The organism is Bradyrhizobium sp. WSM1253 (genome assembly GCF_000244935.1).
GTDB classification, from domain to species: Bacteria; Pseudomonadota; Alphaproteobacteria; order Rhizobiales; family Xanthobacteraceae; genus Bradyrhizobium; species Bradyrhizobium canariense.
Genome location: NZ_JH600073.1, coordinates 7,213,130 through 7,233,245 on the forward strand (window position 1 = coordinate 7,213,130; position 20,116 = coordinate 7,233,245).

Consider the following 20,116-nt stretch of genomic DNA (forward strand, 5'->3'; position numbering starts at 1 on the left):
CTTTGTCGTGTGTGGCCGACCGCGATCAGTGCATGAAGCCGCGGTGGTTGTTGCCGCCGTTGCCACCCTGGCTCTGGTTCATCGACTGCCGAAAGTTGTTGCCGCCATTGTTGACCATGCGATTGGTCTCGTTGAACTGCGGGTGGTTGTTGTTCTGCACCTGCACCTTGTTCACGGGGTTGTCGCTGATCTTGGCGCCGTTGTTGATGCGGATCGGGTTGTTCTGCGTCTGAACGTTGACGGGCTTCGTGTCGATGGTCGTGCCGCCCTTGCCGACATTCACCGGCATGCTCACGATCTTGCCTGGATTGCCACTGATTGTGCCGTTGCCAGTACCGTTCGGCGTCTTGTTGGTCGCAGGCAGCGTCACGATCTTGCCGATGCCGCCATTGTTGTTGGTGGTGTTGGTCGGCGCGGGCAGGGTGACGATCTTGCCCGGGGTCTGCGACGGCGTGCCGTTCTGCTGGTTGGGCTGGTTGTTGCCCGCCGGCAGGTTGACGATCTGGCCGCCATTGCCGAGCTTGCCGATGCCGTTGTTGTCGCCCGACTTCTGCACGATCGGCAAATTGCCGTTCACTTGCGCACCGCCATTACCCTGCTGCAGCGGCATGTATTTGGGCTGGCCGAGATTGCCAATCTTGAAGGTCGGGGCGATATTCTGCGGCGCCAGGAACTTGGTCGCCTGCATCAAGGGGATCTGCTTCGGCTGCATCTGGAGCTTGAGCGCGACCTGCGCATAGGGCGTGTTGCCGTAGCTGTCGTAGAAATTCTTGTATCCGAGCGGCGAGTTCGCGAGCACCGCCTTGTGCCAGGCCTGCGTGAGCAGCAGGTTGTTGAGCAGCCAGCGGACGTGGTCGCACAGCGGGTCGTGCGGATACATCGTGATGAACTCCTGATAGTACTCGGGCCGAGCTTCCGACACGACGTAGTCATAGGCCTGGCGGGTCGAGCGGCTCGGCAGGTTGGAGGCCATCTGCACGACAGGCGCATTCACGGGCGCGCGGTTGGCGGCGACAGCGGTGTCGCCGAAGAAGGTGAAGTCCGACGTCAGCGACGAGCTCTCCCACGGGATCTGCGCGCCGCTGGTGGTCTGGTTCACTTCGAGGCGCACGCGCTTGAACAGTTGCTCGATCGGCACGTTGGGCTCGCGCGCGACGTTCAGGAAGGCCTGCGTGTAGGGGCTGTGACCGCCGGTGCCGTCCTGCGCTTCCGCGCCCGGCGCGGTCGAGTAACCGACGATCGAACCGTTCGGCGCATCGACGATCGCCAAGCCGCGGCCGGCATCGTTCACGTTCGGAAACGGGTTGTTGCGGCAGGCATCGAGGATGACGATGCGCATGCGGCTCGGGATCGTCTCCAGCGTCGACATCACGTCGACCAGACGGACGGAGTTGTTGACGAGCTCGGTCTGGCTCGAGACCTTGGCGTCGACGGGAACGAGGTAGTTCTCGCCGGCGAGCTGCACGCCGTGACCGGCGTAGTAGACCATCGCCACCGTGTTCGGACCGCGCGCCGACACTTTGGCGGAGAAATCCTGCACCACGCGAAGCATGTCGTTCTGGGTCAGGTCGGTCGCGGCGACCACTTCGAACCCGGCCGAATTCAGGAACTTCGCCATCGAGTCCGCGTCATTGTCGGGGTTGGCGAGCTGCGGCGCGTTCTGGTAGTTCGAATTGCCGATCACCAACGCGACGCGCTGTTCCGGGCCTTGCAGCGCGGTGGGGGCCGGCTCGACCGGGGCGACTTGCGCGGAAACAGGGCCGGAGGCGAAGCCGAACAGGCTTCCCAAAAGGCCTGCAGTCATTAGGAAAGATTTTAGGCGGAACATGGCGTGCTCCTTTGGCACTGATCTCGATACGAGATTGGTTGCCGGCAAGCTTGGCCGCGTTCGACTTTGAGGTCCGTGATCGCCATCACCATGGTAGGCTGCGTGATCTGAATCACGCTTGGAACCCGCCAAGGTGGGTGCACGATGGGAGGACAGTCCGTCACATGCTGAAATCGATCGATCCGATCCTCACGCCAGATCTGCTCTGGCTGCTGGCGTCCATGGGCCATGGCGACGATCTCGCTTTCGTCGATGCCAATCACCCCTCTGCGCGCATCGCGCAGAGCACGCATTCGCAGCGCCTGATCCAGTTGCCGGGCATCAGCATGCAGACCGCGATTCGCGCCATCATGTCGGTCTATCCGCTCGACGATTTCGATCCCGATCCGGTCCGCGTGATGATGCCGGTCGACGATCCCAGCCGCGTCCCCGACGTGCAGCGCACGGTGCTCGCGGAGATCGAGCGTGCCGCCGACCGGCCCGTCACGCCCGGAAAACTCTCGCGGCCGGATTTTTATCGCGCGGCGGCGGCGAGCTTTGGCGTCGTACAGGTCGGCGACAGCAGCAGTTACGGATGCTTCCTGATCAGGAAGGGTGTGATCAGCTAGCAGCGCGCGATCGAATGATGCGGGACGGCGTCACGCGTGCTCGAATGGTCCGACCTCGCGGATCACCTTGCAGATCTGCAGGAAGCCGCTGGCGTAGAACTCGGCATGTCCCCGCTTCATCGTCTCGACATGTTCGGGGTGAGTGCGCCAGGCTTCGAGCGCTTCCTCCGAGGCAAAACGGAACACGGTGAGCTCCTCGCCGTCGTCGGCCTTAAACGACTTGACCGACACAAAGCCGGGAAGACGGCTGACGATGTCGTACATGCGCGCGCCGAGCCGGTCGTGTTCGTCGACAGAGGCGCCGTCACGCAATTGCAGATCGCCAATGACAATCACTTCGCCAATCATGTTTCCTTGACCCTCGGTGATGGATTTCCGTTCCCGATCTCTTCGGTTTCGCGATGGGCTTTGTTACATCGCCCACCCGAATTTTGAATGGCCTGCCGGCATCCGACTGTCTATGGTCGGTCCATGTCGCGCTTTATGTGTCTATCTGTCGCTATCGTCCTATCGCTGCTGCCGGCTGTCGCGCCGGCTGCTTCAATCCAAAAGCGTCCCAAGCAAGCCTGGCATGGCTACGGCTTCCTGCCGGGCTATCGCCAGCCGCTGAGCAACAGCATTCCGCTCTATAAGCAGAAGGAAGCGATGCGGCGGATGTCGCCTAGCGACCGACGCCATTGGTACATCGATCCAGTTCCGCAATATTACGGCTGGGATGGTGAGTGGCGCTATTTCGGCCGGCCCGGCTTCGGCGGCGGCCGCTACAATGGCGGCAGTTTTGGCCCGTGCTGGACGCGGACGCCGATTGGCGCGGTGTGGAATTGCGGATGAGGGGCTGAGCGCGCAGCGGCTAGGGGAAGCTGCGGACGACCTCGATCAGGCCGACGATTGCGGTATTGAAGGCATCGAGGTCCTCGGCCGGAATCCAGTACTCCAGATGTGAGCGGCCGCCCGCCTCCTGCACGTCGTACTTCGCGATGAAGCTGCGCTCGACCTCGAAACGTGTCACAAAGCCGAGCCGCTCGCCGGGACATTCCAATTGCGCGCGATCTTGATGGCGTAGTCTTCCGTCAGCACCGGATAGTAGATCGGCTGGTCCGGCAGGCGCGGCGGAAACGCGCGCATGCCGGATTGCTGGATCAGCTCCAGGTCTTTCGGTCCGACGGGACGCCAGAGGTTGAGGGTGTCTTCCACGGAGGACATAGCTGCGCCGCCTTACGAGAAGAACGCGATCTTCTCGGCCTGGGTCATGCGGCGGATTGGCGCCATGGGGTCGTTTGCGGCGGCGCGGGGCTTTTGCAGGATGCCGCTGGCGAGGATGGTGGCGCCAAGTGAGGCTTCCGGAACCGGCGACGTCATCGGCAGCGTCGTGGCCTGCGCCGCGCCGAATGTCGCGGTGGCCGCCATGACCGGCGCCGGCTGCTCCATCACTTCGGCGGCGGCTTCCGCAATGGCGTTGGTGAGGCGCGCCAGCGATTCCATCGCGATCGGCGCTTCCTCCACCGGCTCCTCCACCACCGCTGCGGCGGAGACTGGCTCGGCTGCGGCCGGCTCCGGTGCGATCGGCTCCGGTATCTCGGCTGCGATGGGCGCTGCGGCCTCCGCAACCACCGGTTCCGGAACGGTCGCTTCCATCTCGACCGGTTCGATGATCTCGTCGAATTCCGGATCGGGTGCGGCCATCTCCAGGGCGATCGCGTCGAGTATGGCTTCGTCCTCGGCTTCCGCTGCGGCATCGAGCGAAAATTCGTCCGTCACCTCCACGAAGGCCTCAGTGGCCGGCTCTTCAAAAGCGGCGGCTTCAGGTGCGATCAGGTTCTCGCCGACGGTCTCCGGCTTGAGCGCGGCGTCCATCGCCTGCTCCGCAACCGAGAATGCCTCGGCGACGCCGGCCGCTTCCACGGCGGCTTCGGGCTTGATCGCCTCTGCGATGTCCTGCGGCGCCTCCGTAAAAGCCACGGCTGCTTCGCTGGCCATCGCCGCAGGCGCGGCCTCCGCCAGCGGAGCTTCCGCAACAGGCGACGGTGTCTCCTGCACCGGAGCCGGCGAGGGGCGCGCGGCCTGCGGCGTTGCGTCAGCGTCGGTCTGGTCGATCCGGTCCTTGAGCAGGTCGAATGCGGCCTTGAGGTCGGCGCGGGGGTCGATGGTCGAAACCTGCGCGCAGGCCGCCTCGATGGAGGCGAGCTGCGAATCAATCAGGTCGCAGATTCGCCCGTCGGCGCCGATCTCGCGCCAGCGCCAGGAGATCTCCTTGATGATGCGCAGGCCGCGCGGGATCGGTGCGAGGCTCGCCTCGATCGCCCCCGGATCGAACGCCGCGATTGCGATCGTCTCGGCTTCGCGGATCGCGTGCCGGATCGCGACCAGCGCCTCGGGCAGCCGGTCCTCGACGACGGGTTGGCGCTGTGCCGCAAGGGTTTCTTCGATTTTCGCGACAGCGTCGAGCACCATGCGGGTGTCGGCATTGCGGTTGCGCTTGGCGTATTCACCAAGGAACCAGCGGCCGCGCGCGGTCTCCAGGAAGGCTTCGCGGATCGCGTCGTAATCCTGCTCGTTCGGCTCGGCCGCACGGGCAGACATAGGCGAGAGGGCGAATGCTTCGTTGGCCATGTCAATCTCGTCGCGCAAATCACCGCGCGTTACAGTAACGATCACCACGATATCGACCGAATCGCAATTGGTTTGATGGCAGGCGAATCACAAATCCCCATCGCAGCAGCTCGGAAGCGGCGATTCGCCATGAGCCTCGCGCTGTTCTACTCGGCCGTGTTCGCGGTCTCGGGGACGCATCTGCCGTTCTTTCCGGTCTGGCTGAAGGCGATCGGCATCGACGCGGCCTGGATCGGCCTCATCAACGCGCTGCCGGCGATCACGCGCTTCACCACGCTGCCGCAGATCACCGCCTTTGCCGAAAAGCGACATGCGATTCGCGCCGGCATGATGATCTCCGTGCTGGCGACGGCGATCGGGTTCACGGCGGTCGGCTTGCAGCAGCAGCCGTTGGCGCTGTTCCTGATCTATGCGCTGACCTGCATGATGTGGACGCCGACCATGCCGCTGACCGACGCCTATGCGCTGCGTGGCGTCGCCCGCTACGGGCTCGATTACGGGCCGGTGCGGCTGTGGGGTTCGGCAGCCTTCGCGGCCGGCTCGCTCGCCTGCGGCTATCTCGTAGACCACATCGCGGCGCGCGATCTGATCTGGATCATCGTCGCCTGGGCCGTGATTGCGGTCGCCGCCGGCATGCTGCTCCAGCCGCTCGACGATGTCAGGCGAAGGACGACAGCGGCGCACGCTGGCAAGGCGCTGCTGCGCGATGCCGGCTTCTGGGCCATCATCGTTTCGGCTGCGCTGATCCAGGGCAGTCACGTCGCGTATTATACATTCTCGGCCATCAACTGGCAGGCCCAGGGCCTCGGCGGGCTGACGATCGCGGGCCTCTGGACGTTAGGGGTGATCGCCGAGATTGTCATCTTTGCGCTGTCGCCGCGCTTCTCGCTGCATCCGTCCTCGCTGATGGCGATCGGGGGCGCGAGCGCGGTCGTGCGCTGGGTCGTCACCGCGCACGATCCGCCGCTCGCGCTATTGGCGATCGTGCAGCTCGGCCACGGCCTGAGCTTCGGGATGACCATTCTCGGCACGATGAGTCTGCTGGTGCAGCGCGTGCCGTCGCATCAGATCGCGCGGGGGCAGGGCTACTACGCCGCGTGCAACGGCCTGTTGGGTGCGACCACCTCGATCGCGTCAGGCGCGATCTACGCCCGCATCGGCGATGGCCTCTATTACGTGATGGCCGCGATGGCCGCTGCCGGCGCGCTTCTGATCTGGTCGACGCGGCACCGGCTGAAAGCTCATCCCCACAGCGAGGCATCAGGCGGATAGATCAGGCTGTCGTCGTAACGAAGGCCATGATCGCGATCGTGCGCCAGCAGCAGCGGACCGTCGAGATCGACGAAGCGCGCCTGCGGCGTCACCAGCATCGCCGGGGCCATCGAGAGCGAGGTCGCGACCATGCAGCCGATCATGATTTCGAAGCCGAGCGCCTGAGCGGCATCGGCCATCGCCAGCGCCTCGGTGAGGCCACCGGTCTTGTCGAGCTTGATGTTCACGGCATCGTAGCGCTCGCGCAAGGGAGCGAGCGAGTTGCGGTCGTGCACGCTCTCGTCGGCGCAGACCACGAGCGGCCGCTTGATCCGCGCCAGTGCGTCGTCTTTGCCCGCGGGCAGCGGTTGCTCGACCAGGGTGACGCCGACAGCCTCACAGGCCGCAAGATTGTGCTCCAGATTGGCCTCGGTCCAGGCCTCGTTGGCATCGACGATCAGTTCGGATTCGGGAGCGGCCTTGCGCACCGCGGCGATCCGCTCCCCGTCGCCGTTGCCGCCGAGCTTGATCTTGAGCAGCGGCCGGTGCGCCGCTTTGGCGGTCGCCGCCGCCATGGCCTCGGGCGTTCCCAGCGAGATCGTGTAGGCCGTGGTGCGCTCGCCCGGCAACGGGCGGTCGAGCAGGCTCCAGGCCCGCAAGCCCGCCGCCTTGGCTTCCAGATCGATCAGGGCACAATCCAGGGCGTTGCGGGCCGCCCCGGGCGGCATGGCGGCTTGCAGGGCCTGGCGGGTGAGGCCGCGGGCCACGGCCTCCTGCATGGCCTGGATGGCGGCAAGGGTCGCCTCGGGCGTCTCGCCATAGCGGGAATAGGGCACGCATTCGCCGCGGCCCGTCAGGGCGTCCCGGCTGACCTCGGCCACGACGGTGACGGCCTCGGTTTTGGCGCCCCGGCTGATGGTGAAACTGCCTGCGATGGGAAAGCGCTCGATTCGCGCGCCGAGAACCGGAACTTTGCTGGAAGTCATTTTGAACTCTGGCGAAATCTGAACCTGCTGGTTACCTCTAGCAACTAAGGTCAACCAGTTGGGGATACCTTCTCCGGGTAAGGGCGCGTGCGCAACCATCTGATTTTAACCGTTTCTCGCGCCCCGGCACGGGAGCGGACGTCTTGAACGGCGATCCGAAGCTGGAACGGATTGCGAAGGGCAATGCGCTGGCACTCTGCGCCACCGGAACCTGGACCGCGAGCTTCGCGCCGGTCCTGGAGCGGATGGTGGCTGACGCCGAGAAGCTTGCCGGCGGCCCGCAAAGCATCTTCATCGACGTGTCCGAGGTCACCAAGCTCGACACCTTCGGCGCCTGGCTGATCGAGCGGCTGCGCCGCAGCCTGACGCAGGGCGCCGTCGAGGCGCAGATCGCCGGCCTTTCCGCCAATTATTCGAGCCTCGTGGACGAGGTGCGACGGGTCAGGGCGACGCCCGTCGTCGACACCAGCACGATCACCATCACCGGCATGCTGGAGCAGATCGGCCGGACCGTGGCCGGGGTTGCCGGCACCGTCGCAGGCCTGATCGATATGCTCGGCGCGGTGCTCGCGGCGGTCGCGCGCACCCTGATTCACCCGCGCTCGTTCCGCCTGACCTCGACCGTGCACCATCTCGAGCAGGTCTGCTGGCGCGCGGTGCCGATCGTGGTGCTGATCACCTTCCTGATCGGCTGCATCATCGCCCAGCAGGGCATTTTCCATTTCCGCAGGTTCGGCGCCGACATCTTCGTCGTCGACATGCTCGGGGTGCTGGTGTTGCGCGAGATCGGCGTGCTGCTGGTCGCGATCATGGTCGCCGGCCGCTCGGGCAGCGCCTACACGGCCGAGCTCGGCTCGATGAAGATGCGCGAGGAGATCGACGCGCTGCGCACCATGGGGTTCGATCCCATCGAGGTGTTGGTGCTGCCGCGCATGCTGGCGCTGGTGCTAGCGCTGCCGATCCTGGCGTTCCTCGGCGCGATGGCCGCGCTCTATGGCGGCGGTCTCGTCGCTTGGCTCTACGGCGGCGTCGATCCCGAAGCCTTCCTGCTGCGCCTGCGCGACGCCATCTCGATCGACCATTTCATCGTCGGCATCGTCAAGGCGCCGGTGATGGCCGCGGTGATCGGCATCGTCGCCTGCGTCGAGGGCCTCGCCGTGCAGGGCAGTGCGGAATCGCTCGGACAACACACGACGGCCTCGGTGGTGAAGGGCATCTTCTTCGTCATCGTCATGGATGGCGTGTTCGCCATCTTCTTCGCCTCGATCGGGATGTGACGATGGCAGGCGAGATCCAGAACCCCATCATCCGCGTCCGCGACATCACCGTGCAGTTCGGCGCGACGCGCGTGCTCGACGGGCTCGACCTCGATGTCAAGCGCGGCGAGATTTTGGGCTTCGTCGGTCCTTCCGGCGCGGGCAAGTCCGTGCTGACACGCACCATCATCGGCCTCGTGCCCAAGGTCGCAGGCAGCATCGAGGTGTTCGGCGTCGATCTGGATGCCTCCAATACGTCGCAGCGTCGCAACGTGGAGCGGCGCTGGGGCGTGCTGTTTCAGCAGGGCGCGCTGTTCTCCTCGCTCACGGTGCGGCAGAACATCCAGTTTCCGATGCGCGAATATCTGCGGGTGTCGCAGCGGCTGATGGACGAGATCACCATCGCCAAGCTCACCATGGTGGGTCTCAAGCCCGAAGTGGCCGATCGCTTTCCCTCGGAACTATCGGGCGGCATGGTCAAGCGCGTGGCGCTGGCGCGCGCGCTGTCTCTCGACCCGGATCTCGTCTTCCTGGACGAGCCGACCTCGGGCCTGGATCCGATCGGCGCCGGCGACTTCGACGAGCTGGTCAGGACGTTGCAGCGGACTTTGGGGCTGACCGTTTTCATGGTAACCCACGACCTCGATAGCCTTTACACAGCATGTGACCGCATCGCCGTTTTAGGCAACGGTAAGATCATTGCGGCAGGGTCGATCGCCGACATGCAGGCCTCGCAGCATCCCTGGCTGAGGCAATATTTCCATGGCAAGCGCGCTCGCGCGGTGATGGGCTGAGGTGCCGGAGTAGCTGATGGAAACGCGCGCAAATTACGTGCTGATCGGGTCGTTCACGCTGGCGGTGATCGCCGCCGCGATCGGCTTCGTGCTGTGGTTTCAGTCGCTGCACACCACCAAGCAGCGCAGCCCCCTGCGCGTCGTGTTCGAGGGCCCGGCCGCGGGCCTGCGCAACGGTGGCAGCGTCAATTTTAACGGTATCAGGGTGGGCGAGGTGGTCTCGGTGAAGCTCGACAACCCGCGGCGGGTTGTCGCACTCGCCATGGTCGAGAACAACGCCCCGATCCGCAAGGACACCCTGGTCGGCCTCGAATTCCAGGGCCTGACCGGCGTCGCCGCGATCTCGCTCAAGGGCGGCGAGGAGGCAGCGCCTGCGCCGCCGCTCGACGAGGACGGCATCCCCACGCTGACGGCCGATCCCAACAAGCTCCAGGACGTCACCGAGGCGATCCGCGGCACGCTGCAGAACATCAACAAGATCGTCGCCGACAATCAGGAATCGGTGAAGAACTCGCTGAAGAATCTCGAGACCTTCACCAACTCGCTCGCCCGCAACTCGGAGAAGATCGACGGCGTGATGGCCAAGGTCGACGGCGTCATGCTCAAGGCCGACAGCCTCATGCTCGGCCTCAACACGCTCGCCGGCGGCAAGGACGGCGGCGAGCTGTTTCTGGCGGTGAAGTCGATCCGCGAACTGGCCGACGATTTCGACAAGCGCTCCGGCGCATTGATGATCGACGGCCGCCGCACGCTCGGCGACATCAGCCGCGCGGTCAACAATTTCGACCGCAACCCGACCCGCGTCCTGTTCGGCGCCAGCAACAGCGCGCCGCCGGCGGCTGCGCCGCCGCCGCCCGAGCCGCCGAAGCCCGCTGTGCCGGAGCGCAGGCGGCAGTAGGCGTCCCAGATGTCGTCCTGGCGAAAGCCAGGACCCATACCGCGAGGTCCATCGATTGCGGTCGATGGCAGTACCGTACGACTGGTCTTCGCCAAACTCCTCCCTGGGATAATGGGTCCTGGCGTTCGCCAGGACGACACCGAGTGCTTGGTCGAACGCGTCGTTCCTAATGACGCCCAAACCTAATGACGCCCAAAACAAAACGGAGGCCGTGAGGCCTCCGTTTTCATTCGTCATGCGTCTTGGCGACCGACCGCTTATCCCAGCCGGCCCGCTGCGTGAGCAAGCAGCGTGTACACCAGGCCCGTCTCGGAGGTCAGGTGGTTGCGCAGCTCCTGCGGGCCGCGGCCGTCGCGGGCGACTTCGTCGAGCAGGCGTTCGAACTCGGCGACATAGCGGTCGACCGTCGCCTTGAAGTTGCGGTCGGATCGATACTTGCGGGCGACCTCGTCAAAGGCCTTCTGGCCCGCGGGCGTGTAGAGGCGCTTGGTGAAGGCCTTGTTCTCGCCGCGCTGGTAGCGGTCCCACATCTCGGACGCGAGGTTGCGGTCCATCAGCCGGCCGATGTCGAGCGACAAGGATTCCAGCGGATTGCCGCCACCTTGCGGGGCCTGCGGCTGCGGCGCCGGTGCAGCCTGGCGGCCGCGCTGGGGCTCACGTCCGGTGGGCGCACCCTGGTTGGCGTCCGTGCGGCTCAAGAGGTCCGACAGCCAGCCGTCACGGCCCTGGTCGTTGCCGGCCGGTGCAACCGGCGGCGCTTCGGTGCGGCGCGAGGAGGCGGGCATGCCGAGGTCCGGCGGCGGCAGCGTCGAGGCGCTGGCGCTCTCGCGCATGCGCGTCTCGGTGCTGCGCGCGCCGACGGCCGCCAGCATCGGCTCTTCCTGGCGCTGCACGCTGGCGCGGCCCGTCGTGGAGACGTCGAGGCCACGGCCGTGCTGGGCCACGATGCGGTTGAGCTCGGCGAGGGCCTCGATCTGGTCGACGATCACCTTGCGCATCTGCGCAGTGCTCTCGGCGGCCTCCTGCGGCATCTCGAGCACGCCGCGGCGCAGCTCGTTGCGGGTGGCTTCGAGCTCGTTGTGCATCTCGAACGCCATCTGCTTCATGCTGGAGACGAGGTTGGTGAACTTCTCCGTCGACTGCTTGAACATCGCATCCGCCTCGTCGGTGGTCTGGCGGTAGATGTCATGCATGGCCTCGACGGTCTGCCGGTGCTCCTCTTCGGAGGCCGACCGCACCGCTTCGAACTGGCGGGTGATCGCGGCGGAACCGGCGCCGGCGGTCTCCGCGACGACGCGGGCGATGTCGCGGGCACGCTCTTCGGCGGCCGCCAGCGATTCGTCGAGCAGGCCGGTGAAGCGCGACAGGCGCTGGTCGAGATCGGCGGTGCGCAGGTCGATCGTGGTGACGAGCGATTCCAGCGCCTCCTTGCGTTCGGCGAGCGAGGCGGTGGTATTCTTGTTGCTCTGCTCGACGACCTGCGCGGCCTCGACCAGTGCCTTGCCGTGCGCGTCGAACTGGGTCGACAGCTCGCCGAGATCCTGGAGCGCCCGCGTGGTCTTGCTGTTGAAGACGTTGAGCTGGTCTTCCAGGTTCTGCGTCGCAGCGCCGTTGCGCGAGGTGACGTCGTTCATCGCCGAGACGAAGTCGGCGACGCGCGTCACCAGCGCCCGCTCGAGCGAGTTGAGGTTGTCGTGCGCACCGGTCAGCACCTCCTGGAGCAGGATGTTGCCTTCGCGCAGGCGCTCGAACAGGGCGACCGTGTCGGTTCGCAGGATCTTGCTGGTCTCCTGCATCTCGGTGACAGCCGCGATCGAGACCTGGCGCGACTGGTCGATTGCCGCGCGGGAGGCCTGCTCGAGGTCCTTGAGCGACTTGTTGACGGCACCCGTCGCCATCTCGCTCGCCGAGTTGATGGTTCGCGCCACTTCGGAGCCGTTGCCCATCATGGTCTGCGAGAACGCGTGGCCGCGCGTTTCGATCGACTTCAGCGCGTCGGACGTGACGCGGTCGATGTCGAGCGTGAGCTGGCTGGTCTTCGAGCCGATCGCGTCCACGAGCGAGCCGCGCTTGGCGTCGATCATGTTGGCGAGACGGTCGGACTGCTGCTGCACATAGGTGACGATCTCGTCGGTCTTGCCGGTCATGGCCTGGCCGAAGCTGCTGCTGGCGGCGAGCACCGAGCGCTCGACGTCCGCCGAGCTCGATTTCACCCGCGAGCTCGCCTCGTTGGAGGCGTTGATCAACGCGTTCTGGGCGTTGAGCGCGCTGGTCTGGATGTCGTTGGTCGCGTTCGCGGTGGCCGTGCTCAGCGTACGCTCGATCTCGCTCGAGATCGTGCGGATCTGGCTTGCGGCATCCGCCGAGGTCGAGGTCAGCGAGGTCTGCGCCTCACGCGCGCTGTTGAGGATGGTCGAGGCGGTGTCGGCGCCGACCGAGGTCAGCGTGCGCTCGATGTCTATGGTCAGCGACTTGATCTGGCCTGCTGCGTCCGTCGAGGCGGAGATCAGCGTGCCCTGGGCTTCGCGCACGCCGCTGGTGAGCGCCTCGATGGTGGCGCCGCCGGCGGTCGCCAGCGCGCGCTGCATCTCGGCCGCCAGCGAACGAACCTGGCCGGTCTGTTCGGCGGAGACCGCCAGCAGGGTGCTCTGGGCATCGCGGGCGCTGGTCGTGATCGTCTCGGCGGTCGATTGGCCGACCTGCGAGAGCGAGCGATGCACTTCGGCGGCAAGGGACTTGACCTGGCTCGCCGCATCCGAGGACGCGTTGACGAGCGTGCTCTGAGCTTCGCGGGCGCCGGTCATGATGGTCTCTGCCGTCGCGGTTCCCGCCATCGAGAGCGAGCGCTGCACGTCGGAGGACAGCGCCTTGATCTGGTTGGCGGTCTCGCTCGAGGCCGCGATCAGCGCGCTCTGCGCATCGCGGGCGCCGGCGGTGATCGATTCCGCCGTGGTCGTGCCGGCCATCGACAGCGAGCGCTGCACGTCGGCGGTGAGGGTCTTGACGTGGTTGGCCGCGTCCGAGGACGCCGTGACAAGCGTGGTCTGCACCTCGCGGGCACCGGCCAGGATCGAGGCGGCGGTCGCCGAGCCTGCCGACGACAGCGTGCGTTCGACGTCGGCCGCGAGCCCCTTGATCTGGTTGGAGGCATCGCCGGATGCCGCGACCAGCGTCGACTGCGCTTCGCGGGCGCTGGTCAGGATGGAGTTCGCTGCACCGGTGCCGACAGCGGTCAGCGCGCGCTCGACCTCGGCGGAGGTCATCTTGAGCTGGGCGTTGACGTCGGAGGAAACCGTCATCAGCGACTGCTGCGCGGTGCGCGCACCGGTCTGGATGGTCTCGCTGGTGTTGACGACGAGGTTGGTGAGCGAGCGCTCGGCGTCCTCGACGTGCGAGCGGATCGCGGTCGAGATCATCTCGGCGCGGGACATCATGTCCTCGCTGGCCTGGCGTCCGCTGCTCTCGATGCGGCCGGCGACGGCCTCGACGCGTGAGCCGAGCAGGTCCTCGAACTGCGCCACGCGCACGTCGATGTCGCTAGCGACCGAGCCGACCTTGGTCTCGATGGCCTGCTGGATGTCCTGGAAGCGCGCCGTGACCGTGTCGGTCAGGTGCATGCTGCGGCCGTCGATGATCTCGGTGACGCCGGTGATGCGGCGGTCGACCGCCTCGATCGCCTGCGCGGTGCCGTCGGTGAGCGTCGAGGTCAGGAGGGTGAGACGGGTATCGATCGACTGCACCGCCTGCGAGGCGCCGTTCGTCACCGCGGTGGTCAGGTAGGTGAGGCGCGTGTCGATTGATTCGAGCGCCTGCGACGCGCCGCCGGTGAGGGTGGTCGTCAGATGCGTGAGGCGCGTGTCGATCGTCTGGATGGTCTGCGATGCGCCATCCGTCAGCGAGGTCGTGAGGTGGTTGAGACGGTTGTCGATCGTCTCGATCGCCTGCGATGCGCCATCGGTCAGCGACGTCGTGAGATGGGTGAGGCGGGAGTCGATCGACTGGATCGCCTGCGCGGCACCGTCAGTCAGCGACGAGGCGAGCGTGTTGAGCCGTCCGTCGATGGTCTCGGTGACCGACTTCGCACGGGTATCGAACGACTGTTCGAGCGCGGCGACGCGGCCGACGAGCTGCTCGTCGAAGGTCTTGATGTGACCATCGATCGTCGAGTCGAGACCCGAGATCTTGCCGTTCAGCGAGGCGTCGAGGTTGCTGACGCGCTCGCCAACCGTGGTCTCGAACTGCACCAGGCGCTGGTCGAGCACAGCCGTGATCGCGCCGCCGTTGGAGGTGAAGCGGGTGTCGAAATTGTCGACATAGGTCTTCAGCGATTCATGGATGTCCTGGGTGCGCTGGCCCATCCGATCGACGATCTCGCCGCCGAAGGTTTTCACGGTGCGGTCGAACTCGGAGATGTGGCGGGTGATCAGGGCGCCCAGCGTGCCGGAGTCGCGTGCGAACTTCTCGACCAGCTCGGTGCCTTGATTCTTCACCAGCTCGTCGAAGGCGCTCATCTGCAGCGACAGCGAGTCGTGCGCGGTCTCGGTCTGACTGACGACCTTGGCGACCAGCGTGTTGACGGTGGCGTCGAGCGCTTCGCTCGCCTTGTCGCCGGAGGTCATGATGTGGCCGGCGAGGCGGTTGCCGGCGTCGTCGATCTTGGCGGAGAGGTCGTTGGAACGCAGCTCGAGCTCGAGCAGCAGCGAGTCCGACGAATTCTTCAGGCTGTCATGCACCTGCTCGGTTCGCTCGGAGATACCGTCGACGATCGCGGCGGAGCGCTGCTCGAACTCGCCTGTGATGCGGTCGATGCGCTCGTTCAGCATTTCGTGGACGCGGTCGGCGAGGTCGACGAACTCGTCGTGGACATGGCCGGTCTTGAAATTGAGGCTGGTGGTCAGTCGCTCGCTGGCGTCGAGCACGGCGCGCGTGGTCTCGTTGCTGGCCTCCTCGAGGCGGTCGAGCAGGTCGCCGCCGCGCTCGCCGAGGGCGAGGATCATGTTGTCGCCGGCGTTGCTGAGCGCACCGGTGATGTGGGCGCCGCGCTCTTCGAGCGCGCCGGTGATGGACTTGGCGACCTCGTCGACGCGCGAGGCGATCGCGTCCGAAATCAGCGCGATGTCGTGGCGCAAATCGATCTGCACGCCGGAGATGGCGCTGCGGACCTGCTCGGCCTGGCCGACCAGATTGTCACGCTGATGCGCGATGTCCTGGAGCAGGGCGCGGATGCGCACTTCGTTGTCGGAATAGGCGCGTTCGAGAGCTGCGACCTCGTTGGCAACCAGCGTCTCGAGTTCGCCGGCGCGCGCGATGGCGCGCTCGATGCCGTCGCCCATCGCCGCGACCTCGCGGCGGATGGCCTGGCCGACGGTCACCATCGAATCCGAAGCCGAGCCTTCCGGCTCGGAGAAGCGGATCGCAACCTGGGCCATCGCCTGCGCGACCGAGCTCATTTGCTGGCCGCGCCAGACGAGGCTCGCCAGGAAGAAGAACAGCATGATCGGCGCGAAGAACATCGTGACGAGGCCGGCAATGGCCAACACGCCGCCGCTCTGGCCCATCGCCGCCTGGATCGAAGGCAGGAAACCGACCGTCAGCGCGGCGCAGGCCGCCAGCCAGATGACGGTGAAGATGGTCGCGCCGGTGTAGATGTTGCGGGCCGGGCGTCCCGTCTGCAACGTCTGCAAGAGCTGGCCGATGGTCGCACGGTCGTCATTGGCGGCGCGGCGCGAGGAGCGCGGCTCCTCGATCTGGTCGAACATCGCGCGTTCGTTCGCGGCAGGACGCGCGTCGAAGCTCGGTTCGTCGAACATCGGGGGAGCCGGTGGCGCGACCGGAGGCGGCGTTTCGCTGCGCATCGAGGCGTTGCGGCTGGTGTCCGCAGCCGTGTCGCTGATGTTCAGGGCTTCCTGGATTGCAGAAAGCGCATCTTCTGTGGGGTCTTTGACCTTTTTCGGAGTGTTTGCCATGTTCAGTCCGAGCCCTCGTTACTTGTACGCGTCCCCCCGCGAGCTCTGCGCGCTACGCAAGCCCACAGTCCGGATCATGCCGCTTGCGCGGATCTCCGAGCCATCCCCACCCGGACGGCTTGTCCGCCAATTTCTCCAACATCCTATTGGCAGAGCGTCGCGAATGAAATGCCCGCGATTAAGACATTCTTAATCATCGTTAACAGGATCGCGCCGTAAGGCCTTATCAATAAATGCAATTCTCCACTGGACTCGCCGGATTGCGGCAACTTTTCGTCAATAAGCAGGCAGATTTGCGCAAAACGGCCGGAACATTTCGTTAACCATTTCCATGCTTGGGTGGATGGAACTTGACCGCCGGACCGGCGGACATCGCGCGATGCCGGGGCCTGCGCCATGACTCCTGAACTGCAACGGATGGACTGGATGCCCTCGCCCCCGCTTGCACCCATCGACAGCCCGCTCGACCTCGATCATCTCTCCCGCATGACGCTCGGCGATTCCGAGCTGGAACAGGAAGTGCTGGCGATGTTTGCCGAGCAAGCGGTGCGCCTGATCGCGGCGATGGCAGCGCTGCCGGCCGAGGCGGGCGCACTCGCCCACAAGCTCAAGGGATCGGCGCGCGGGATCGGCGCCTTTGCGGTGGCGGATGCCGCCGCCAGCCTGGAGACCGCGATCCAGACCGGCCAGGGCCGGCTTCACGCCTTTGCCGCGCTGAAAGAGGCGGTGACCGAGGCTCGCGCCGCCATCGAGGCGATCCTCAACCCTTAGGCCGACAGGGCCAGAACCGTCCTCTAGTCTTTTGTTTTGACGGGTTTTCTTCCCGCGAAACGGTATTCACGACTTATCAAAACGCTATGGCGCCGGGCTGACCGACCCGTTATAGGACAGCCCGGACCCTCCTTCATTCCCTAGATCGCGGCAGCACGAGCACACATGGCCAAAATTCACTTTGTCGATCACAAGGGCGAAACCCGTACGGTGGACGTCGAGAACGGCGCGACTGTGATGGAAGCCGCCATCCGCAACAGCATTCCCGGCATCGAGGCCGAATGCGGCGGCGCCTGCGCCTGCGCCACCTGCCATGTCTATGTCGACGAAGCGTGGCGTGAGAAGGTCGGCAGCCCGACGCCGATGGAAGAGGACATGCTCGACTTCGGCTTCGACGTGCGCCCGAACTCGCGCCTGTCCTGCCAGATCAAGGTCTCCGACGATCTCGACGGCCTCGTGGTGGCGACGCCGGAACGCCAGGCCTAACGCTGTTAGCTATTCATGTGCTCGGCGGCGCGACCTCAATGCCGCGCTTGTGCCAGGGCCTGAGCTTCTCGAGCACTTCCGCGATCAGTGGCGTTGGCCGGCGCGACGCTTCGTCGATCATCACGGCGACCGATGTCGCCGATGCAATGCACTTCCCTTCCGAAAACACCACCTGCTCGAACGTCACCGACGTTCGTCCAAGCTTCGCGACGCCGAGGCCGAGCTCGATCGTGTTCGGCCAGTGCAACTCGGCGCGGAAATGGATGTCGAGCCGTACCATGATCCAGGCAAGTCCCGGCGGCGTCAGGCCGTATTCCGGAAGCTTCATCAGCGTGACACGGCCGGTCTCGAAATAGGTGGCGTAGACCGCGTTGTTGACGTGCTGGTTAGGGTCGAGATCGCCGAAGCGGACATTGTCGCTGAGGCGAAAAGGGTAGTCCTCCAGGCGCGGCGTCGTATCGAGGCGGCTTGGTGCGTTCACCGATTGATCTCCGTCATATCGTTGCCCGTTACAGCCCAGCTAGCCTGACCCGGCAAGTGGGCGCGGCTGCGGGGCGCTCCCGCTTTTATGCCTTCCCTGATCCATCCCCGTTGGCTAGACAGGCAGGGACACCTCGGCCCACAGGGCGCCGTCCCACCGAACGACCGATAAAGAGACGACATGAGCGACGCGATCAAAACCGATGTGCTGATTATTGGCGCCGGCCCCTGCGGTCTGTTCGCCGCTTTCGAGCTGGGCCTTCTCGACATGAAGACGCATTTCGTCGACATCCTCGACAAGGTCGGCGGCCAGTGCGCAGAACTCTATCCGGAAAAGCCGATCTACGACATTCCCGGCATTCCGCAGGTTTCGGGGCAGGGCCTCACCGACGCGCTGATGGAGCAGATCAAGCCGTTCCATCCGACTTTCCATCTCGGCGAGATGATCGAGACCGTGGAGAAGATCGGCGATCCCCTGTTCCGCTGCACGACGGACGCTGGCAAGGTGTTCGAATGCAAGGTGCTGGTGATCGCTGCCGGCGGCGGCTCGTTCCAGCCCAAGCGTCCACCGGTGCCGGGGATCGAAGCCTATGAAGGAAGTTCGGTGCACTACGCCGTGCGCAAGATGGAGACGTTCCGCGACAAGAACGTGCTGATCGTGGGCGGCGGCGATTCCGCGCTCGACTGGACGCTCAATCTGCATCCGATCGCCAAGCGCATCACGCTCTTGCACCGTCGCGACGATTTTCGCGCCGCCCCCCACAGCGTCGAGCAGATGCGCGCGCTGGTCGCGGCCGGCAAGATGGATCTGCGCCTCGGCCAGGTCACCGCGCTGTCAGGCAACGAGGGCAGGCTGAGCGGCGCCACTGTCAAGGCTAACGACAACAGCGTCAGCGAAATTACCTGCGACACCATGCTGCCGTTCTTCGGGCTGACCATGAAGCTCGGTCCGGTCGCGAACTGGGGCATCGCGCTGGAGAACAATCTGGTGCCGGTCGAGACATCCGCGTTCGAGACCAACGTGCCAGGCATCTTCGCGATCGGCGACATCAACACCTATCCCGGCAAGATCAAGCTGATCCTGTGCGGTTTCCACGAGGGCGCGCTGATGTCGCAAAAAGCCCATCGCTACGTCTATCCGGAGAAGCGGCTCGTGTTCCAGTACACGACCTCGTCCTCCAGCCTGCAAAAGAAGCTCGGCGTCAACTGACGGCGGCGGGCGATGCCCCATGTTTCTGGTGCTGGAACAGTTCGCGAAATCGCCGTAGTCTGCGGCCATTGCAGTTGGCGGCTTAGCAAGGCGATTGGCTCAGCAAGGTGATGATAATGCGGACTCTCTTTTCCAGCTTTCGGCTGTTCTCGATCCTCGCGCTCGCGATGTCGCTCGGTGCGGTGAGCCCGGTTGCGGCGCAAGTGCAGCAGCCGACCGCCGCGGGTCTCTGGCAGAAGGTCGAGGACGGCAAGACGGTGGGATGGTTTCTCTTCATCGACCACGGCGGCATCTTCGAAGGCGTTATCGCAAAAACCTTTCCGCGGCCTGGCGACGACCCGAACGAGATCTGCGCGAAATGCACGGACGATCGCAAGAACGCGCCGGTGCTCGGGCTTTCCTTTATCCGCGACATGAAGCGCGACGGTTTGAAGTATGACGGCGGCAACGTGGTCAATCCGCGCGACGGCAACATCTGGAAGGCCAAGATGACGGTCAGCCCGGATGGGCAGACGCTGACGATGCGCGGTTTCCTCGGCATCTCTCTGTTCGGCAAGGACGAGACTTGGACGCGTCTTCCCGACGCCAATATTGCGCAGGTCGATCCCGCCATCGTCGCGAAATATCTCCCGGCGCAAGCGACCGCCGCGACCAAACCCGCGCCCGTGCCCGCGGCGAAGAAGGGCGGCGCGATGATGGCGCCGGCGCCGAAGCAGTAGGGTCTACGTCGGGGCGCCATGGCGCCCGAACTTCCATAGCTCCACACAGCGCTGTCATTGCCCGCCAAGGCGGGGACTCCGGTACGCCGCAGCCTCTCCGCGTTCTTGCGCGGTGTCACCGTGCGCAATCGCGCATGCGGCCGGCTGAGACAGCGGAGATCTTGGCGCGCGAGTAGCGGTCATACCCCTCGAAAGACGAACGCCTGCCGGACCCGCGCCAGTAGTTCCCCGGAATGCGCGGTGGCGCCGGATT

The 20,116-nt window shown here is 65.4% G+C and carries 17 protein-coding genes and 1 pseudogene; 10 read left to right on the forward strand and 8 right to left on the reverse strand.

Annotated elements, in window-relative coordinates; genetic code table 11:
• Positions 1-25: 25 nt before the first annotated feature.
• A complete protein-coding gene (locus BRA1253DRAFT_RS34805) occupies positions 26-1,828 on the reverse strand; it encodes a caspase family protein (protein ID WP_007602026.1) in 1,803 nt (600 codons plus the stop codon).
• Positions 1,829-1,992: 164 nt separating this feature from the next.
• On the opposite strand from BRA1253DRAFT_RS34805, the gene BRA1253DRAFT_RS34810 reads away from it, so the two are divergent.
• Complete coding sequence (locus tag BRA1253DRAFT_RS34810) at positions 1,993-2,436, forward strand: RbsD/FucU family protein (RefSeq protein WP_007602027.1); 444 nt, start codon at positions 1,993-1,995, stop codon at positions 2,434-2,436.
• A 30-nt stretch (positions 2,437-2,466) separates the two neighbouring features.
• Here the strand turns inward: BRA1253DRAFT_RS34810 and BRA1253DRAFT_RS34815 are convergent, their stop codons facing one another.
• Positions 2,467-2,784 (reverse strand): antibiotic biosynthesis monooxygenase, encoded by a 318-nt coding sequence (locus BRA1253DRAFT_RS34815; RefSeq protein WP_007602028.1) that lies wholly within the window; start codon positions 2,782-2,784, stop codon positions 2,467-2,469.
• Between the two features lie 123 nt (positions 2,785-2,907).
• On the opposite strand from BRA1253DRAFT_RS34815, the gene BRA1253DRAFT_RS34820 reads away from it, so the two are divergent.
• On the forward strand, positions 2,908-3,267 hold the full coding sequence (locus BRA1253DRAFT_RS34820; RefSeq protein WP_007602029.1) for a hypothetical protein: 360 nt from the start codon (positions 2,908-2,910) through the stop codon (positions 3,265-3,267).
• Between the two features lie 19 nt (positions 3,268-3,286).
• Here BRA1253DRAFT_RS34820 and BRA1253DRAFT_RS34825 read toward each other — a convergent pair.
• Both BRA1253DRAFT_RS34825 and BRA1253DRAFT_RS34830 read right to left on the reverse strand, forming a co-directional pair.
• Positions 3,287-3,639: pseudogene (locus BRA1253DRAFT_RS34825) on the reverse strand (ADP-ribosylation/crystallin J1).
• Between the two features lie 12 nt (positions 3,640-3,651).
• Entirely contained in the window at positions 3,652-5,046 is a 1,395-nt protein-coding gene (locus BRA1253DRAFT_RS34830) for a hypothetical protein (RefSeq protein ID WP_007602032.1), read from the reverse strand.
• A gap of 75 nt (positions 5,047-5,121) precedes the next feature.
• On the opposite strand from BRA1253DRAFT_RS34830, the gene BRA1253DRAFT_RS34835 reads away from it, so the two are divergent.
• The gene (locus BRA1253DRAFT_RS34835; RefSeq protein WP_007602033.1) at positions 5,122-6,318 is read left to right on the forward strand and encodes an MFS transporter; all 1,197 of its coding nucleotides are present in this window, start codon (positions 5,122-5,124) and stop codon (positions 6,316-6,318) included.
• Here BRA1253DRAFT_RS34835 and dgcA read toward each other — a convergent pair.
• Positions 6,288-7,283, reverse strand: coding sequence for an N-acetyl-D-Glu racemase DgcA (gene dgcA / locus BRA1253DRAFT_RS34840; RefSeq protein ID WP_007602034.1), 996 nt, complete (start codon positions 7,281-7,283; stop codon positions 6,288-6,290). The two genes, BRA1253DRAFT_RS34835 and dgcA, sit on opposite strands and share 31 nt — an antisense overlap.
• A 143-nt stretch (positions 7,284-7,426) precedes the next feature.
• Between dgcA and BRA1253DRAFT_RS34845 the strand changes: the two genes are divergently transcribed.
• From BRA1253DRAFT_RS34845 to BRA1253DRAFT_RS34855, 3 genes are read left to right on the forward strand one after another with little or no spacing between them, the layout of a single operon-like run.
• Positions 7,427-8,560, forward strand: a complete 1,134-nt coding sequence (locus BRA1253DRAFT_RS34845) for an ABC transporter permease (protein ID WP_007602035.1) — start codon at positions 7,427-7,429, stop codon at positions 8,558-8,560.
• Between the two features lie 2 nt (positions 8,561-8,562).
• Entirely contained in the window at positions 8,563-9,333 is a 771-nt protein-coding gene (locus BRA1253DRAFT_RS34850; protein ID WP_007602036.1) for an ABC transporter ATP-binding protein, read from the forward strand.
• A 16-nt stretch (positions 9,334-9,349) separates the two neighbouring features.
• A complete protein-coding gene (locus BRA1253DRAFT_RS34855; RefSeq protein ID WP_007602037.1) occupies positions 9,350-10,231 on the forward strand; it encodes an MlaD family protein in 882 nt (293 codons plus the stop codon).
• Positions 10,232-10,488: 257 nt separating this feature from the next.
• Here the strand turns inward: BRA1253DRAFT_RS34855 and BRA1253DRAFT_RS34860 are convergent, their stop codons facing one another.
• Complete coding sequence (locus BRA1253DRAFT_RS34860) at positions 10,489-16,197, reverse strand: negative regulator of septation ring formation (RefSeq protein ID WP_007602039.1); 5,709 nt, start codon at positions 16,195-16,197, stop codon at positions 10,489-10,491.
• 143 nt (positions 16,198-16,340) lie between these two features.
• Entirely contained in the window at positions 16,341-16,595 is a 255-nt protein-coding gene (locus tag BRA1253DRAFT_RS44025; RefSeq protein WP_157158676.1) for a hypothetical protein, read from the reverse strand.
• On the opposite strand from BRA1253DRAFT_RS44025, the gene BRA1253DRAFT_RS34865 reads away from it, so the two are divergent.
• Positions 16,594-16,968 (forward strand): Hpt domain-containing protein, encoded by a 375-nt coding sequence (locus BRA1253DRAFT_RS34865; RefSeq protein ID WP_088941210.1) that lies wholly within the window; start codon positions 16,594-16,596, stop codon positions 16,966-16,968. The genes BRA1253DRAFT_RS44025 and BRA1253DRAFT_RS34865 overlap by 2 nt on opposite strands.
• A gap of 165 nt (positions 16,969-17,133) precedes the next feature.
• On the forward strand, positions 17,134-17,454 hold the full coding sequence (locus BRA1253DRAFT_RS34870; RefSeq protein WP_007602043.1) for a 2Fe-2S iron-sulfur cluster-binding protein: 321 nt from the start codon (positions 17,134-17,136) through the stop codon (positions 17,452-17,454).
• 13 nt (positions 17,455-17,467) lie between these two features.
• Here BRA1253DRAFT_RS34870 and BRA1253DRAFT_RS34875 read toward each other — a convergent pair whose 3' ends face one another.
• Positions 17,468-17,935 (reverse strand): thioesterase family protein, encoded by a 468-nt coding sequence (locus BRA1253DRAFT_RS34875; protein WP_007602045.1) that lies wholly within the window; start codon positions 17,933-17,935, stop codon positions 17,468-17,470.
• A gap of 180 nt (positions 17,936-18,115) precedes the next feature.
• Between BRA1253DRAFT_RS34875 and BRA1253DRAFT_RS34880 the strand changes: the two genes are divergently transcribed.
• Both BRA1253DRAFT_RS34880 and BRA1253DRAFT_RS34885 read left to right on the forward strand, forming a co-directional pair.
• Entirely contained in the window at positions 18,116-19,144 is a 1,029-nt protein-coding gene (locus tag BRA1253DRAFT_RS34880; protein WP_007602049.1) for an NAD(P)/FAD-dependent oxidoreductase, read from the forward strand.
• A 116-nt stretch (positions 19,145-19,260) separates the two neighbouring features.
• Positions 19,261-19,863: a DUF2147 domain-containing protein gene (locus tag BRA1253DRAFT_RS34885; protein WP_007602051.1), complete on the forward strand. Its 603-nt coding sequence runs from the start codon at positions 19,261-19,263 to the stop codon at positions 19,861-19,863.
• Positions 19,864-20,116 lie beyond the last annotated feature (253 nt).

Excerpts from the sequence above, each read along its gene's own strand:
- BRA1253DRAFT_RS34805 (WP_007602026.1), bottom strand. The coding sequence starts at position 1,828 with ATGTTCCGCCTAAAATCTTTCCTAATGACTGCAGGCCTTTTGGGAAGC.
- BRA1253DRAFT_RS34810 (WP_007602027.1), top strand. The coding sequence starts at position 1,993 with ATGCTGAAATCGATCGATCCGATCCTCACGCCAGATCTGCTCTGGCTG.
- BRA1253DRAFT_RS34815 (WP_007602028.1), bottom strand. The coding sequence starts at position 2,784 with ATGATTGGCGAAGTGATTGTCATTGGCGATCTGCAATTGCGTGACGGC.
- BRA1253DRAFT_RS34820 (WP_007602029.1), top strand. The coding sequence starts at position 2,908 with ATGTCGCGCTTTATGTGTCTATCTGTCGCTATCGTCCTATCGCTGCTG.
- BRA1253DRAFT_RS34830 (WP_007602032.1), bottom strand. The coding sequence starts at position 5,046 with ATGGCCAACGAAGCATTCGCCCTCTCGCCTATGTCTGCCCGTGCGGCC.
- BRA1253DRAFT_RS34835 (WP_007602033.1), top strand. The coding sequence starts at position 5,122 with ATGGCAGGCGAATCACAAATCCCCATCGCAGCAGCTCGGAAGCGGCGA.
- dgcA (WP_007602034.1), bottom strand. The coding sequence starts at position 7,283 with ATGACTTCCAGCAAAGTTCCGGTTCTCGGCGCGCGAATCGAGCGCTTT.
- BRA1253DRAFT_RS34850 (WP_007602036.1), top strand. The coding sequence starts at position 8,563 with ATGGCAGGCGAGATCCAGAACCCCATCATCCGCGTCCGCGACATCACC.
- BRA1253DRAFT_RS34855 (WP_007602037.1), top strand. The coding sequence starts at position 9,350 with ATGGAAACGCGCGCAAATTACGTGCTGATCGGGTCGTTCACGCTGGCG.
- BRA1253DRAFT_RS34860 (WP_007602039.1), bottom strand. The coding sequence starts at position 16,197 with ATGGCAAACACTCCGAAAAAGGTCAAAGACCCCACAGAAGATGCGCTT.
- BRA1253DRAFT_RS34865 (WP_088941210.1), top strand. The coding sequence starts at position 16,594 with ATGACTCCTGAACTGCAACGGATGGACTGGATGCCCTCGCCCCCGCTT.
- BRA1253DRAFT_RS44025 (WP_157158676.1), bottom strand. The coding sequence starts at position 16,595 with ATGGCGCAGGCCCCGGCATCGCGCGATGTCCGCCGGTCCGGCGGTCAA.
- BRA1253DRAFT_RS34870 (WP_007602043.1), top strand. The coding sequence starts at position 17,134 with ATGGCCAAAATTCACTTTGTCGATCACAAGGGCGAAACCCGTACGGTG.
- BRA1253DRAFT_RS34880 (WP_007602049.1), top strand. The coding sequence starts at position 18,116 with ATGAGCGACGCGATCAAAACCGATGTGCTGATTATTGGCGCCGGCCCC.
- BRA1253DRAFT_RS34885 (WP_007602051.1), top strand. The coding sequence starts at position 19,261 with ATGCGGACTCTCTTTTCCAGCTTTCGGCTGTTCTCGATCCTCGCGCTC.